Annotated in this window: 15 protein-coding genes; 9 read left to right on the top strand and 6 right to left on the bottom strand. The window is 65.5% G+C overall.

Annotated elements, in window-relative coordinates; translation table 11 throughout:
• Positions 1-82 precede the first annotated feature (82 nt).
• The 7 genes from RCH21_RS07335 to RCH21_RS07305 all read left to right on the top strand — a co-directional run bounded on the left by RCH21_RS07335 (position 83) and on the right by RCH21_RS07305 (position 6,360).
• The gene (locus tag RCH21_RS07335; protein WP_326964145.1) at positions 83-442 is read left to right on the top strand and encodes a hypothetical protein; all 360 of its coding nucleotides are present in this window, start codon (positions 83-85) and stop codon (positions 440-442) included.
• On the top strand, positions 439-1,041 hold the full coding sequence (locus tag RCH21_RS07330) for a DUF6286 domain-containing protein (protein WP_326963820.1): 603 nt from the start codon (positions 439-441) through the stop codon (positions 1,039-1,041). Before RCH21_RS07335 ends, RCH21_RS07330 begins: the two co-directional genes overlap by 4 nt.
• Positions 1,038-1,748 carry a hypothetical protein gene (locus tag RCH21_RS07325; RefSeq protein ID WP_326963819.1) on the top strand — a complete coding sequence of 237 codons (711 nt, stop codon included), beginning with the start codon at positions 1,038-1,040 and terminating at the stop codon, positions 1,746-1,748. Before RCH21_RS07330 ends, RCH21_RS07325 begins: the two co-directional genes overlap by 4 nt.
• A 181-nt stretch (positions 1,749-1,929) precedes the next feature.
• Positions 1,930-3,279 carry an ABC transporter substrate-binding protein gene (locus RCH21_RS07320; protein ID WP_326963818.1) on the top strand — a complete coding sequence of 450 codons (1,350 nt, stop codon included), beginning with the start codon at positions 1,930-1,932 and terminating at the stop codon, positions 3,277-3,279.
• A gap of 142 nt (positions 3,280-3,421) precedes the next feature.
• The gene (locus tag RCH21_RS07315; RefSeq protein WP_120148630.1) at positions 3,422-4,387 is read left to right on the top strand and encodes a carbohydrate ABC transporter permease; all 966 of its coding nucleotides are present in this window, start codon (positions 3,422-3,424) and stop codon (positions 4,385-4,387) included.
• On the top strand, positions 4,384-5,346 hold the full coding sequence (locus RCH21_RS07310; protein ID WP_120148629.1) for a carbohydrate ABC transporter permease: 963 nt from the start codon (positions 4,384-4,386) through the stop codon (positions 5,344-5,346). Before RCH21_RS07315 ends, RCH21_RS07310 begins: the two co-directional genes overlap by 4 nt.
• A gap of 3 nt (positions 5,347-5,349) precedes the next feature.
• Positions 5,350-6,360 carry a LacI family DNA-binding transcriptional regulator gene (locus RCH21_RS07305; protein WP_120148628.1) on the top strand — a complete coding sequence of 337 codons (1,011 nt, stop codon included), beginning with the start codon at positions 5,350-5,352 and terminating at the stop codon, positions 6,358-6,360.
• A gap of 127 nt (positions 6,361-6,487) precedes the next feature.
• Here RCH21_RS07305 and RCH21_RS07300 read toward each other — a convergent pair whose 3' ends face one another.
• The 6 genes from RCH21_RS07300 to RCH21_RS07275 all read right to left on the bottom strand — a co-directional run bounded on the left by RCH21_RS07300 (position 6,488) and on the right by RCH21_RS07275 (position 12,516).
• Positions 6,488-7,327 carry a hypothetical protein gene (locus RCH21_RS07300; RefSeq protein WP_120148627.1) on the bottom strand — a complete coding sequence of 280 codons (840 nt, stop codon included), beginning with the start codon at positions 7,325-7,327 and terminating at the stop codon, positions 6,488-6,490.
• Between the two features lie 5 nt (positions 7,328-7,332).
• Positions 7,333-8,142: an exodeoxyribonuclease III gene (locus RCH21_RS07295; RefSeq protein ID WP_120148935.1), complete on the bottom strand. Its 810-nt coding sequence runs from the start codon at positions 8,140-8,142 to the stop codon at positions 7,333-7,335.
• A 26-nt stretch (positions 8,143-8,168) separates the two neighbouring features.
• Positions 8,169-8,993: an ammonia-dependent NAD(+) synthetase gene (gene nadE, locus RCH21_RS07290; protein WP_326963817.1), complete on the bottom strand. Its 825-nt coding sequence runs from the start codon at positions 8,991-8,993 to the stop codon at positions 8,169-8,171.
• Between the two features lie 122 nt (positions 8,994-9,115).
• The gene (locus RCH21_RS07285) at positions 9,116-10,114 is read right to left on the bottom strand and encodes a sugar phosphate isomerase/epimerase family protein (RefSeq protein WP_120148626.1); all 999 of its coding nucleotides are present in this window, start codon (positions 10,112-10,114) and stop codon (positions 9,116-9,118) included.
• Between the two features lie 96 nt (positions 10,115-10,210).
• A complete protein-coding gene (locus RCH21_RS07280; RefSeq protein ID WP_326963816.1) occupies positions 10,211-11,383 on the bottom strand; it encodes a Gfo/Idh/MocA family protein in 1,173 nt (390 codons plus the stop codon).
• Positions 11,384-11,472: 89 nt separating this feature from the next.
• Positions 11,473-12,516 carry a substrate-binding domain-containing protein gene (locus RCH21_RS07275; RefSeq protein WP_120148625.1) on the bottom strand — a complete coding sequence of 348 codons (1,044 nt, stop codon included), beginning with the start codon at positions 12,514-12,516 and terminating at the stop codon, positions 11,473-11,475.
• A gap of 154 nt (positions 12,517-12,670) precedes the next feature.
• On the opposite strand from RCH21_RS07275, the gene RCH21_RS07270 reads away from it, so the two are divergent.
• Positions 12,671-14,191, top strand: coding sequence for a sugar ABC transporter ATP-binding protein (locus RCH21_RS07270; protein WP_326963815.1), 1,521 nt, complete (start codon positions 12,671-12,673; stop codon positions 14,189-14,191).
• Positions 14,188-15,240: an ABC transporter permease gene (locus RCH21_RS07265; protein ID WP_120148624.1), complete on the top strand. Its 1,053-nt coding sequence runs from the start codon at positions 14,188-14,190 to the stop codon at positions 15,238-15,240. Before RCH21_RS07270 ends, RCH21_RS07265 begins: the two co-directional genes overlap by 4 nt.
• Positions 15,241-15,352 lie beyond the last annotated feature (112 nt).

Here is a 15,352-nt window from a genome sequence, read left to right as displayed (position 1 = left end):
GCCCGGTCCCGAGCTCGACCCCGATCGCCCCCGGACCGTGACGAACTCCGTGACGACCCTCGTGAGCACCGAAGCGGTATCCATGGGCGTGGCTGCCCTCGCTGGGCACAACCGCATTACCACGCAGGCGTTGACCAGTACTGCGCGGGCAGCTGCAGCGGAGGTGCTCGGTGTCGCGCCGGCGCAGGTGAAGGCGTCCTTCTCCGATGACAAGGGTCTCCTTGCCCTCCTCCTCGCCCTGCCTCTGCCCGTGCCGGCCCTGACCCGCGTGGCGGATGATCCCAGCATCGTCGACTCCTTCGGGGGTCCCCTGTGGTCCCGCGCAGCCGCCGCCCGGACACCGATCCTCGACCGCGTGCAGCAGCTGACCGGCGCGCGGCTGAGCCGAGTCGACATCCGTATCATCGGCAGCACCGTCACCAAGGGGGCGAGGGTATTGTGAGTCCGACCCCGCTCGACCGCTCCGCGCCGGCGTCGACCGCCCGTCTCGTGCGCCGGGAACTGCACGCTTCGCGTGCCGTCCCCTCGGTCCTGACCGCGATCCTCCTGATCATCGTCTGCCTCGTCCTGCTGTTCGAGGCCGCGCTCAAGGCGTTGGGGGACAACCCGTTCCTCGTCGACGTCGAGGCGGTTGCCGCATGGATCGGGGCGTTGCCGAGTGGGGTGCCTGCATCGTTGCTCGGCACAAGCTCCTTCCTTCTGCTCGTCCTCGGTGTGCTCCTGCTCCTCCTCGCACTCCTTCCCGGACGCCGCGCCCGCTACACGATTCCGAATGAGCGGGCCGCCGTCGTGGTCGACGCCGAGGTCGTGGCGTCCTCGCTCGCCCGTCGGGCACGCGCGGAGGCGGGAGTTGCGCCCGAGCAGGTGCTCGTCACCGTCGGCCGCTCGTCGGTCACGGTCCAGATCCGGCCCACGTCCGGGATTCCCGTCGACGCGGAGGCCGTCCGCGCAGCCGTTGCCGATGACCTCCGGCGCTCGAGCGTGGAGCCCGAGCCCCGCATCACCGTCGTCGTGGCGGAATCGGGGGTCATCGGACAATGAACACCACGCCGCGCTTACTCAACCGGATCGTGCTCGCCGTCGTGGGGATACTCCTGCTCGCGACCGGTGCCGCCGGGCTCGTCCTCCTGACACTGCCCGCGGTTGCCGTCTGGTGGGGCGGCGCTGCGCCGCGGGTGGCCCAGGCGATCGGTGACGTCCGCACCGCCACCACGCTCGAAGGGCAGGCCGATACCTGGCTCTGGATTGCACTCGCGGCGGTGCTGCTCGTCCTGATCGTGCTGCTCGTGCTCTGGATCGCGGCGCAGGGGAGGGGCCGAACAGGGCTCTTCGCGTCCGTAGATGCCCGGTATCCCGCACCGCACGGCCGGCACGTGGGGCCGCCGGCCGGAGGATCAGCCGGTGGTCGGTCCTCCGGAACGGGGTCGAGGGGCGTGCAGTCGGAGGATGAAGGGACGCCTGGGTCGGTGACCATTACGGCCGCGGCCGCGGAGCAGGCCCTGAAGGCTGCGCTGCTGGAACGCTCCGAGCTGGTCGGCGCTTCGGTCAGCACGTGGCAGGTCCGGGGCGTGCCGGGCCTATGGGTGAGGGTCTTCCCTCGCAAGGGTGCGGCGCCCTATGCCGTCGCCGCCGAGGTCTCCAGACTCGTCGAGGCGCTGGACCGAGTCACGGGATACCGTACTCCGGTGCTGATCAGTATCAGCTCGGGCACCCGTGTCCGTTGGACGCGCGCAGACCGCGTCAGCTGAATCCTGATTCCAGTTACGATTCGGTATCAGCAGGGTGATGCTGCTCCGCCGGGTTGTCACTCGGGGATGTAAGCGCTTACTCTTGCGATATCAATCAGGAAGGCGGCGCATTCCTGGGCTGGGCGGCAGCGACGCCGCGAGCCTGACGAACACGGGCCGCAAGACAAAGGAGTCTGTTTCAATGGCGAATATTCGCTCACGGAAATTAACGCTGCCCGTTGCAGCACTCAGCGTTTCCCTCCTGGCTCTCGCCGGGTGCGGGTCGGAGGGATCCGACGGTGCAGGAGGTTCCGGAGACGTGGACTGTGCCGCCTACGAGTCCTACGGGACGTTCGACGGCGCCGAGGTCAGCGTCTACTCATCCATCGTCGATCTCGAAGCGGAATACCTTGAGAACTCCTGGGCCGATTTCTCGGAGTGCACCGGTATCGAGGTGGCGTTCGAGGGCTCCAAGGAATTCGAGACCCAGGTCGGCGTCCGCGCCCAGGGTGGGACTGCTCCCGACCTCGCCATCTTCCCCCAGCCGGGCCTGCTCGCCGCCCAGGCGGGCAACCTGAAGCCGGCTCCGCAGGCGGTTTCGGACCTCGTCGATGAGGGCTGGAGCCCTGACTGGAAGAAGTACGGCACCGTTGACGGCACTTTCTACGGGGCTCCGATGCTCGCGAATATCAAGGGCTACGTCTGGTACGTCCCCGCGACTTTCGAAGAGAAGGGCTGGGAAGTTCCCACCACCTGGGACGAGATGACCGAGCTGACGGAGAAGATCGCCGGCGAGGAAGAAGAAATCAAGCCCTGGTGTGCAGGTTTCGAATCCGGCGAAGCAACCGGCTGGCCCGGAACCGACTGGATCGAGGACGCCGTGCTCCGCGAGCACGGCCCCGACGTCTACGACCAGTGGGTAGCCCACGAGATCCCGTTCGACGACCCGCGGATCGTCGAGTCCTTCGACCGCGTCGGTGACATCCTCAAGAACGACGACTTCGTCAATGGAGGGTTCGGCGACTCGCGTTCGATTCTCTCGACCGCCTTCGCGGAAGCCGGCCAGCCCGTCCTCGACGGACAGTGCGCCATGCACCACCAGGCATCCTTCCAGGCTGCCAACTGGCCCGAAGGGACCAACGTCGCCGAAGACGGCGATGTATGGGCCTTCATGACTCCTCCCGTCGATCCTGCCGCTGGAACGGCGATCACCGGTGGCGGCGAGATGGTCGGCGCCTACGCCGACCGTCCCGAGGTCGTTGCACTGCAGACGTACATGGCCACGGCTGAATTCGCCAACGCCCGCGTATCCCAGGGTGGTGCGATCAGCGCCAACAAGGGACTGGATCCGGAGCTCGCCGGATCGGACCTCGACCGTCAGTCGATCGAGTTGCTGCAGGATCCCAACACCGTGTTCCGCTTCGATGGTTCCGACCTGATGCCGGGTGCGGTCGGTTCCAACTCCTTCTGGAGTGGCATCGTGAACTGGATCAACGGCTCCTCCACCGAGGAAGTAACGAAGTCGGTCGAGGACAGCTGGCCCTCGTCCTAGGCCACTAGCAGCAGGGCGCCCCACCGAATGGTCGGGGCGCCCTGCTGTACCCGGCAGGGCAGGGCGGATTGCACAGTGGAATTCGCCCTACCCTGCCGCCCCTCCCAATTCTTTTCATAACGCACACCAAGGAGGCTGGGCTGTGGAAGATATTGCAGACAAAGGTTTACAGGTGGTGGTGGGCCTTGCTGTGTTCGCAGCCGTCATCGGCCTCATCATGCTCATCGTGGACCGGGCGCCGAAGTCGGCGCGAGACAAGGTCCAGATTGCGGGATTCCTGGCTCCGGCACTGGTCCTGCTTGCAGTAGGGCTGGTGTTTCCCGCTCTGCAGACGTCCTACCTGTCCTTCACGGACCGCAACGGAGCGTTCGTAGGACTCGATAATTTCGTCTGGATGTTCACGCAGCCGGAGGCACTCATCACCCTGAGGAACACCCTCATCTGGGTGGTCCTCGTTCCACTGCTCGCCACGTCCGTCGGACTCGCCTACGCCGTGTTCATCGATCGCGCCCGTGGCGAGAAGGCACTGAAGGCGCTGGTGTTCATGCCCATGGCCATCTCCTTCGTCGGAGCCGGTGTCATCTGGCGCTTCGTCTACGCCTACAAGGGCGCCGAGCAGGACCAGATCGGACTGCTGAACCAACTGCTGGTCTGGTTCGGGCAGGAGCCGAAGCAATTCCTGCTCGATGCCCCCGAGAACACGTTCTTCCTGATCGCGGTGATGATCTGGATCCAGACGGGATTCGCGATGGTGGTTCTCTCCGCGGCGATCAAGGGCATCCCCACCGAGATCGTCGAAGCGGCAAGACTCGACGGTGCCGGCGCCTGGCAGCAATTCCAGAATGTCACCATCCCGACCATTCGCGGCTCCCTCATCGTGGTGGTCACGACCATCACGATCGGGACTCTCAAGGTCTTCGACATCGTCCGTACGATGACCGCGGGACAGTACGAGACCTCTGTGGTCGCCAACGAGATGTACACCCAGGCCTTCAGGGCGGGTGAGCCCGGACGGGGCGCCGCCCTGGCCCTGATCCTGTTCCTGATGGTGCTGCCGGTCGTCATCTACAACGCCAGGCTGCTCCGCAAGCAGAAGGAAATCCGATGAGCACTGTCCCCCTCGAGAACAAGAAGGATCTCCTGCCGGAGGTCGACGACGCCTCCCGGGACCGCTCCACCATGCAGAAGCGCGTGAGACAGCGGCTGACCTCGCGCCGGGCCACAGCGGCGGCGATCATCATTGCCGTGATCTGGACGATCCCCACCCTCGGCCTGCTCATCTCGTCGTTCCGGCCGGAAGCCAACATCAAGGGCAACGGCTGGTGGAACGTCTTCACGGACCGGCAGCTGACACTCGAGAACTACGCCGATGTGCTGAGCCCGGGTGGCAGCCAGTCGCCCAACCTGCTGTCCTATTTCGTGAACTCGCTCGCGATCGTGATACCGGGAACCATCTTCACGCTGGTCCTCGGCGCGATGGCCGCCTACATGTTCGCGTGGGGGCGGTTCAAGGGCAAGGACAGCCTGTTCATCTTCGTCTTCGCGCTCCAGATCGTCCCGCTGCAGATGGCACTCATCCCGCTCCTGCAGCTGTTCACGCAGGTCCTGAAGATCGGTGAGTTCCAGCTGCTGCCGAGCGGGACGTACGCCCAGTTGTGGGTGGCCCACACCATCTTCGGACTTCCGCTGGCGATCTTCCTGCTGCACAACTTCATCGCGGAGATCCCGGGAGAGGTCATCGAGGCAGCCCGCGTCGACGGCGCCGGACACAGCACGATCTTCTGGCGCATCGTCGTCCCCCTCGCCACTCCAGCCCTCGCCTCCTTCGGAATCTTCCAGTTCCTCTGGCTGTGGAACGACCTTTTGGTGGCCCTCGTGTTCTCGGGCGGAGGGGCCGACGTCGCCCCGATCACCCAGCGCCTCGCGGAAATCCAAGGGTCGCGCGGTGGTGAGTGGCAACGCCTGACGGCCGGCGCCTTCGTGTCCATAATCGTTCCGCTCGCGGTGTTCTTCGGGCTTCAGCGCTACTTCGTGCGAGGCTTGCTGGCCGGTGGCCTGAAGGGTTAGGGCATGACCAGTATCGACGACGTCGCGGCCTCCCTCGGGGTGTCGACGGCGACGGTGTCCCGCGCACTGCGCGGGCTGCCGGGCGTAGCCGAGGAGACACGCGCAAGGGTCACCGCGACCGCGAACAAACTCGGCTACGTGCCGTCGTCGTCGGCGTCCGGTCTTGCTTCCGGCCGCACCATGGCCATGGGTGTCCTCGTCCCGGTGATCGATCGCTGGTACTTCTCCGCCGTACTCGAAGGAGTGGACCGCCAGTTGCGTGCTGCCGGCTACGATCTCATCGTGTTCAGCCTCGGCGGCGACGGCGTGAACCGGGACCGCGTATTCCATCGCTCCATCCTCCGCAAGCGCATCGATGCGCTACTGGTGATGTGCATGCATCTGACGGAGGAGGAGCGGACAGCGGTCCAGGAGCTCGAGTACCCGAACATCGTGATCGGTGGTGCCGTCGAGGGTGTACGCCACGTCGGGATCGATGATGCAAGGGCGGCCCGTGATGCTGTGGAGTACCTGATCGGGCTCGGCCATACTCAGATCGCCCACATGCGCGGGGGCGGGTCCTTCGACATCGACTTCGAGGTGCCGCGCCTCCGCGAGCAGGCGTTCCGGCAGACAATGGCAGACCACGGCCTTCCCGTGCGTGAGGACTGGTCGGCCTTCGGTGACTTCAGGTTCTCGACGTCCCGGTCCTCTGCGCTGAAGCTGCTCGCCGATCCGCTGCATCGTCCGACGGCGGTGTTCTGCTCCTCGGACGAGATGGCATTCGGCGTCCTCAAAGCCGCCGCGGAACTCGGGATCGCGGTTCCAGGCCAGCTGTCGGTCATCGGCATCGACGACCACGAGTTCGCCGAGCCGATGGGTCTGACGACCATCCGCCAGGATCCCGCGGATCAGGGCGCATTCGCAGCGGACCTCCTCCTGGGTGAGCTATTGCGCCATGAGCCGTCCGAATATCCTCCGTCGCGGCCACACCTTCTGGTCGAGCGGCAGTCGACGGGACCGGTCGGAGCCTGAGCGCCGGGCGTCGCCTACGTGCGGCTCCGCAGGTTGCACCGACGGATCGTTTGTGTGGTGGCCGGGCTCGGCTCTCACCACGCCGTCCTCGTTCCTGGGCGCGCTACGGTTTCCGCAACCGGTCTGTTCAGGATGCGCGCGCAAGCTGTCGGATAGGAATCCATCGCGAGGCGAGGCGCCGGTAGGACGCCGCCGCACCCATCATGTCCGCCTCCGCGAGGCTCTCGATCCCCAGGCGGACATCCATGGGGGAGTCATCGGGGAAGACGCGATCTGCCACCGGGCCGTAGTCCACTTCCACCACGGCATCACGACGGAAGATCTCGAGCCATTCCACGATCTCCGTGAGTTCGTCGAGGAGGTCCATCTCAGGAGCGCCGATGGCGAGCTGGGCGACGCAGCGCCTGCCGCGGTCGATGCAGTCTCCGATCCTCGCGGTGACGCGCACGGTGGTGACCCGGCCGTCATCCTCGACGACCTCCGTGAGGTCGTCCTCATGGATCAGCGCGAACCAGGCGAACGGCACACCCCAGGTGGCGGACCGCGTGTGCAACTTGGCGACGGAGTCGGCGAAGGTGTCCGGATCGAGCCTCGCTTGGTGGGCCTCACGAGCGACGTCGGGCACGAGGACGTCGATCAGTGGCCCACGGAGGCTGTGGTCGAGGGATTCCGCAGCAAGTGTCGTCCTGACGGCGAGCTGGTTCGGGCAGTAGTAGGGCGCCGTCCTTCCGCTGGCGGTGGGGAACTGCGTCACCCGCACGAGGTCCGGCTCGTGGTGCGGGAACGGATCGGAGACGGAGCGCAGCACGCGCCGCAGGGACTGGTCGTGCTCGATCGACTCGGTCAGCTCCCGCTCACGCGCACGCTGCTCCAGAATAGCCAGTTGCTGGGCGTCCGAGAAGGCGTCGAGGGGCTCGTAGACGCGGAGGTAGGAGACGTAGGGGAACGGCCGGGTCGGGTCGCCCATCCGGCTCACGGCCCGCTGAGTTCCACGATGACGGGAGCGTGGTCAGAGGCACCTTTGCCCTTGCGCTCCTCGCGGTCCACGAAGGCGTTGGTCGCGCGCCTGGCCAGGGCGGGTGAGCCGAGGACGAAGTCGATGCGCATGCCCTCCTTCTTGGGGAATCGCAGCTGCTTGTAGTCCCAGTAGGTGTAGAGGCCGGGGCCCGGCGTGTACGGGCGTGCCATGTCCGTGAAGCCGGAATCGAGGAAGGACTGGAAGGCGGCGCGCTCGGGCGGGCTTACATGGGTGTATCCGCCGTCGACGAAGAGGTCGATATCCCACACGTCCTCGTCCTGGGGCGCGATGTTCCAGTCACCCATCAGGGCAATCTGCGCCTCGGGGTCCTCGGTAATCCACTGCTGGGCGTGGCCGCGGAGGGTATCGAGCCAATCGATCTTGTAGGGCATGTGCGGGTCGTCCAGGGCGCGCCCGTTCGGGACATACAGGCTCCAGACCCTGACACCCCCGCACGTTGCGGCGATGGCACGGGCCTCCTGAACGGGCTCTGTTCCAGGCTTGCCGAAGGTGGGCTGGTCAGGAAAGGTGCGCTCGACGTCGTCGAGCCCTACCCGGGACGCGATGGCGACACCGTTCCACTGACCGAGGCCGAAGTGCGCCACCTCGAAGCCGCTGTTCTCGAACAGGTCCCAAGGAAAGTTGTCGTCCTTGCACTTCGTTTCCTGGATGGCCAGGACGTCGACGTCGGAGCGGTTGAGCCAGGCTTCGACGCGGTCGGCGCGGGCACGGAGGGAATTGACGTTCCAGGTGGCGATCTTCACGGTCTCTACGTTACCAACGGCGGTGTTCAGCCCCGCCACCATGAATCGAAGATCGTCACGGGCACCGTCCGCTTGTGCCGTGTGATCCAGTAGCGGTGTTCGATGGCTTTCGCGGCGTCGGCATCGACTTCGCGTCCCTCGAGGTAGTCATCGATCTGCTCGTAGGTGAGACCGAGCTCGTGCTCGTCGGCCCGGCCCGGCAGATCGTCCAGCAGGTCCGCCGTCGGGATCTTGTCGAACAGGGAGGCAGGGGCGCCGAGCTCCTGGAGCAGCGCGCGGTTCTGGCGCTTGTTGAGGCCGAAGAGGGGGAGGATGTCCGCTCCGCCATCGCCGAACTTGGTGAAGAAGCCCGTGACGGATTCGGCGCCGTGGTCCGTACCGACGACGAGGAGGTTGTGCTGTCCGGCCATTGCGTACTGGGCGACCATGCGGGCCCGGGCCTTGGTGTTGCCCTTGGTGAAGTCGGAGATGTGCTCGCCCGTGGTGCGCGCGTACTCCTGCTGGATGCCATCGACGGCGGGCGCCACGTTGAACACCTTCGAGGTGCGGGGCTGGATGAAGGCGAGGGCCGCCTGGGCGTCCTCCTCGTCCTTCTGCACCTTGTAGGGAAGCCGCACCGCGATGAAGTCGGCGTCCACCCCCTCGGCGCGAAGCTCGTCGACGGCGAGTTGGGCGAGCTTCCCGGCAAGGGTGGAGTCGAGCCCTCCGCTGATGCCGAGGACGAAGCCACGAGTGCCTGTGGACCGCACATAGTCCTTCAGGAATCCCACGCGGCTGCGCACCTCTGCAGCAGGTTCGATGGTGGGCTTGACGCCCATCTCCTCAATGATCCGGGCCTGAAGTTCGCGCATGAACACAGGCTACTCCGCTTCGATTTCTACGACGTTACGAACGACGAGCGAGCAGAGGGAGCGGGGCCGCCGCGCCGGGGCGTGCCGCGACGGCCCGGGGCGGCGACCTGCTGGTCGAGGAGCTACTGGTTGAAGGCGGCGTCGAACGACGTCTCCGACGGGGCGAAGTCGAATCCCTTCAGGAAGGCGAGGGCCTCGGGTGCACCCTGCAGGCGGTCCATGCCGGCGTCCTCCCATTCCACGGAGATGGGGCCGGAGTAGCCGATAGCTGTCAGGGCCCGGAAGCTGTCCTCCCAGGGAACGTCGCCGCGACCGGTGGAGACGAAGTCCCACCCTCGGCGGGGATCCCCCCAGGGCAGGTGCGAGGACATGATGCCGTTGCGGCCGCCACCCATGCGCATCTTCGTGTCCTTGCAGTCCACGTGGTAGATCCGGTCCTGGAAGTCCGAGATGAACGCCACGGGGTCGATCTGCTGCCACATGAAGTGGCTCGGATCCCAGTTGAGGCCGAACGCGGGGCGGTGACCGATGGCCTCGAGCGTGCGCTGCGTGGACCAGTAGTCGTAGGCGATCTCGGAGGGGTGCACCTCGTGTGCGAAGCGGACACCGCACTCGTCGAAGACGTCGAGGATGGGGTTCCAGCGGTCGGCGAAGTCCTGGTATCCGGCATCGATGACCGACGCCGGGACGGGCGGGAACATGGCCACGTACTGCCAGATGGAGGATCCGGTGAAGCCGACGACGGTGTCCACGCCTAGCTTCTTCGCGAGCCTCGCGGTCAGTTTCATCTCCTCCGCCGCACGCTGCCTCACGCCTTCGGGGTCGCCGTCACCCCAGACCTTCGGCCCGACGATCGCCTGGTGGCGGAAGTCGATCGGGCTGTCGCAGACGGCCTGGCCCTTCAGGTGGTTCGAGATCGTCCATACCTTGAGGCCGTTGCGTTCCAGGATGTCGAGCCGGTCCTGGATGTAGGCGTCGTCGTCCCATCGCCACGCGTCGAGATGGTCGCCGGACACGGCGATCTCCAGTCCGTCGTAGCCCCACTGGCCGGCGAGTTCGGCCACCTTCTCGAAGGGGAGATCGGCCCACTGGCCGGTGAACAGGGTGAAGTTGCGTGGCATTCGAGTGCTCCTTGCGGGGTAGTCAGTGCTGAGCTGGAGGCGTTCGGTCTGTGGCGACAGCCCGACGGAGGAGGCGCGAGCCTGAGGGGGTCGGACCTAGATCGTCTTGGTCCAGACGCTGTCTGCGGCGGCGCTGCGCTCGACGCCGTCAAGTACCTTCTGTACCTGCAGACCGTCGGCAAAGGAGGGCTCAGGCTGGCGCTGCTCCATGACAGCCTCGACGAAGTCCTTCGCCTGGTGCACGAAACCGTGTTCGTAGCCCAGGGCGTGGCCGGTCGGCCACCATGCCGACATGTAGGGGTGCGCGGGCTCCGTGACCATGATGTTGGTGAACCCCTGGCGCGTATCCGGCGCTGTCGTGTCGTAGAAACCGAGGGAGTTGAGGTTCTCCAGGTCGAAGGAGATCGCTCCGGTGGAGCCTGCCACCTCGAGCCGGAAAGCGTTCTTGCGGCCGGTGGACATGCGTGTCGCCTCGAAGGATCCGACGGCGCCGCCGTCGAACCGGCCACTGAACAGTGCGAGATCATCCACGGTGACAGAACCTCGCTCAGAGACCGCAGTACCAGCCAACCCTGATGCCTCTCCCAGCAGGGGGCGTTCATGAACGAAGGTGTTGAGGATGCCGCTCACGCCGATCACCCTCTGGCCGGTGACGAACTGCGCGAGGTCGACGGCGTGGGCGCCCAGGTCGCCGAGCGCGCCCGATCCGGCGTGGTCCTTCTGAAGGCGCCAGGTCAGCGGGGCGTCGGGATCGACGAGCCAGTCCTGCAGGTAATTGGCCCGGACCTGCCGTACCTCCCCGATGGCTCCGGACTGGACCAGGTCGCGGGCGAAAGCGGTCGCAGGGACCCGACGATAGGTGAAGCCGACCATGGCGAAGACATTCGTGCCGGCGCGCTCTGCCGCCTCCGCCATCGCTTCGGCCTCCTCGAGGGTATTCGCGAGCGGCTTCTCGCACAGCACATGCTTTCCCGCCTCCAGCGCAGCAATGGCGATCTCGGCGTGCGAACCACCGGGAGTGACGATATCGACGACGTCGATGTCGTCACGGGCAATGGCTTCCCGCCAGTCCGTGGCAGTTTCCTCCCACCCCCATTTCCTGGCTGCGGCTTTCACGCCCTGGGCATTGCGTCCGACGAGCAGTGTCATTTCCGGTCGGGCTGGAAGGTCATAGAAGCGTGGAGCAACCCGCCAGCCCTGTGAATGGGCGGCGCCCATGAATCCGTGTCCGATCAGGGCAACCCTCAGGGGTGGTACGTCGTTCAGCATGTTTCCTCTTATCCGGCGGCGGTTGTAGTAGCTGTTGGATCGAAGCGGGGAGCCCTTGCCAGTGACAGGGCTCCCCGCCGTTCATGCTTCTACGACTCGAAGGCGGTCGGCAGGTACTGATCCACGTTGTCGCTCGTTACGACCGGTGCATTCAACACGACGCGCTTCGGGACCTCTACTTCCACGAGGTCGCTCATCGCCTTGTTCTGGACGATGAGGCGAGCGAGGCGGATGCCGTCCGCCGCCTGGGTGGAGGGGTAGATGACCGTGGCCTGCAGGACGCTCTCGCCCGACTCGATCTCGCGCATGGCGTTGGCAGAACCGGCGCCGCCGACCATGAAGAACTCATCGCGGCCCGCATTGTCGATGGCGGCCAGGACGCCGACGCCCTGGTCATCGTCGTGGTTCCAGATGGCGTCGATCTTCGGCGCAGCTGACAGCAGTTGCGACGTCGTCGCCTCGCCTCCCTGGACCGTGAAGTCCGCGGCGACACGGTTGTCGACGTCGAGACCGCAGGATTCCAGTGCGTCCGCGAACCCCTTGCTGCGGTCCTGTGTCAGGGGCAGCGAATCGATGCCGGCTATCTCGGCGACGACAGCCTCATCGTTGCCTTCCAGCTGCTCGCAGACATAGGTGCCGGCGCTGACTCCCATTCCGTAGTTGTCGCCCAGCACGGTTGTACGTGCTGCGAAGGGGCTCGAGAACTCACGGTCGACGTTGATGACGGGGATGCCGGCCTCCATGGCCTGGATGGCGACCGGTGTCAGGGCAGCACCGTCGGTCGGCAGCAGCACGATGGCGTCGACGCCGTCGTTGATAAATTGCTCGACTTGGCTGATCTGCAGGTTGGCGTCGTTGGTTCCCTCGGCCACGCGCAGATCGACGTCCGGGTACTCCTCGGCCGCTGCAGTTGCAGCGCTGTTGATTGCACCCAGCCAGCCGTGGTCCGCGGCTGGTCCGGAGAACCCGATGACCACCTGGTCACCCTCGGCCTGGTTGCCTTCGACCGAAGCGTTGGTCGGCTGCGTGTTGGTGTCTTCCGAGCCCGCCGTGCACCCGCTGACCAGGGCGCCGACAGCCAGGAAGGCACCGGTGGTGACGAGCATTTTCCGGCTGGTACGAACTGCAAGCATCTGTATCTCCTCGATGAGTTAGGTGCGTCATCGCAAGGAGGCGGTGGGTGGATCCATGGCTGCGGCCTTACGTGACTGGAATCACAATAACAGAAGAACGAGGGAAATCGACGACTTTGGGCCGATAGTCGACATAATGTGTTAGCTTAGTCACATGTTCGAAGATGATCAGCCGCGGCCGTTGCTCGAAGTTCGGGGAATCACCAAGCAATTTGCTGGTGTCCAGGCACTGAAAGGCGTAGACCTGCAGGTTCTTCCGGGGGAAGTCCATTGCGTCATGGGGCAGAACGGCGCAGGAAAATCCACCCTTATCAAGACCCTCTCCGGCGTCCATCAGCCCGATAGCGGGGAGATCCGCTGGGAAGGCAAGGAGATATCCCTCGCCGGTCCAACCTCGGCGCTCGATCTTGGCATCGCCACCATGTACCAGGAGCTCGACGTCGTCGACGGGCTGTCCGTCGCCGAGAACATCTTCCTGGGGCACGAACGCTCCAGCGGTGGAGTGCTGCAGGTCAAGAAGACGAATTCCCTGGCCCGCGCGCTGCTGAAACGGCTCGGACATGGCGACCTTCCGCCCTCCACCGAGGTCGGTACGCTGTCGGCGGCGAACAAGCAGATCGTGAGCATGGCCCGTGCCCTGTCGCGTGACACGAAGATGATCATCATGGACGAACCGAGCGCCATCCTGGACTCCGGGGAAGTCGCGAACCTCTTCCGTGTGGTCCGTGAGCTCACGGCGCAGGGGATCGCCGTGGTCTACATCTCGCACAGGCTCGAGGAGATCCGGCAAATCGGGGACCGCATCTCCGTGATCAAGGACGGCCGCAGCACGGCAAACGGGCTCAGCGTGACGGATACGCCCAGGGAGCAGCTCATTCGGCTGATGACGGGCAGGGACGTCGAGAACGTCTTCCCGGTACGCACCCCCATCCCGGTGGACGCACCCGTCGTCCTCGAGGTCGAGGACCTGGAGCTCGACGGACACTTCGAGAGGGTGAATTTCACCGTCCGGGCGGGAGAGATCCTCGGCTTCGCCGGACTCGTGGGCTCCAAGAGGTCCGAGATCCTCGAGACCATCTACGGAGCCCGCAAGGCGTCCGCCGGAAGGGTCCGGGTCAACGGCAAGCCCCTCCGGGCGGGTTCGGTGAATTCAGCAGTCAACGCAGGAATCGGCCTCTCGCCGGAAGAGCGCAAGAGCCAGGGACTCATCCTCGACGAACCGATCTTCAAGAACGTCACGCTGTCGACGTTCGAACGCTTCGCCCGTGGCGGCTATCTCAACGAGCGTGCGGAGCGCGATGCAGCACGGGGGCAGATCACAGCACTGGAGCTGCGCCCGGCTGATCCTGACCGGCCGGCCCGAACGCTGTCCGGCGGCAACCAGCAGAAGATCCTCCTCGCCCGCTGGCTCGTCCACGGGACACCAGTGCTTCTGCTGGACGAACCCACCCGCGGGGTCGACGTCGGCGCGCGGGCTGAAATCTACGCGCTCATCCGGAAGCTCGCCGCGGATGGTACAGCCATCATCGTGGTCTCGAGCGAGATCGAGGAAGTACTCGGCCTTGCCGACAAGGTACTGGTCATCGACGACGGCAAGGTCCTCACCCAAACCAACGCAAGCGATATCGACGAGCACGGCGTGCTCGACCTCGTCATGAAGGGAAGTGCCGCGTGAGCGAGCAGAAAACCAAGGCGGCTGAACCGCGTACCGACGCGACGGACGAGCCCAGCAGCCACAAGTCCAACCCCGTCCGAAGCGCCCTGAGGGGCTCTTCGGGGCGGAACCTGGGCTTGATCATCGCACTCGCACTGCTCATCGTGGTAGGTGGGGTCACCAGCGGAGACCGTTTCCTCAACGTCGAGAACATGCTGACCATCCTGCGCTACGCATCGATCATCGGCGTGGTGAGCATCGGCGTCACCTTCGTCATCACGGCCGGCGGCATCGATCTATCCGTGGGCTCGGTCATCGGCCTGACGACAGTGGTCGCCAGCCTCACGAGCGTGCAACTGGCAGCAACCCAGTCGTCCTGGATCCTCATGGTCATCGTGGCGCTCGCCGTCGGCGCAGGTGCTGGACTGATCAATGGAGTGTTGATCGCGTACGGCAACGTCGTCGCGTTCATCGCCACATTGGCAATGCTCGTGGGAGCACGAGGTCTCGCGGAGCTGATCTCCGGCCGCAGCACCCAGATCGTCTCCAACAGGGACTTCCTGCAGGTCATGCGCTCCGAGCTCCTGGGCATCCCCATCCTCATCTGGATCTTCGTGATCGTCGCAGCCGCAGGTTGGTTCCTCCTGAACCGCACCACGTTCGGGCGCCGTACCATCGCCATCGGTGGAAACCTCGAAGCATCGCGCCTGGCGGGCATCAAGGTGAAGCGCCACCTGGTCTACCTGTACGTCCTCGCAGGCCTCACCTCCGGCATCGGCGGCGTCATGTTCCTCGGCCGCACCACGGCCGGTACGTCCACCCATGGCCTGCTCCTCGAACTCGACGTGATCGCTGCCGTCGTGGTCGGTGGGACGCTGCTCATCGGTGGGCGCGGCACGATCATGGGCACCGTCCTCGGCGTGCTGATCTTCAGCACCCTGGTCAACGTCTTCACCCAGAACAACCTGGATACCTCCATCCAGGCGCTGGCCAGGGGCCTGATCCTCGTCGGCGCCGTTCTGCTGCAGCAGCGCTTCGCAGCCCGCGGTCCGCGCCGAATGAAGAGCTAGGTCAAGTTACAGGCCGCCGCCGGGACGGCTGCCAGAAATTCCCGAGGAAGGGACGACGACGCGGGTGGCGGGGACTTGAACTCCAACGGCTTGCACCAGGAGCTGAGCGGCG

It is taken from the genome of Arthrobacter sp. PL16 (genome assembly GCF_035985055.1).
In the GTDB taxonomy this organism is placed as follows: Bacteria; Actinomycetota; Actinomycetes; order Actinomycetales; family Micrococcaceae; genus Arthrobacter_D; species Arthrobacter_D cheniae.
The sequence above is the reverse complement of the archived record's forward strand: the minus strand, read 5'-3'. Positions and strand labels throughout refer to the sequence as shown.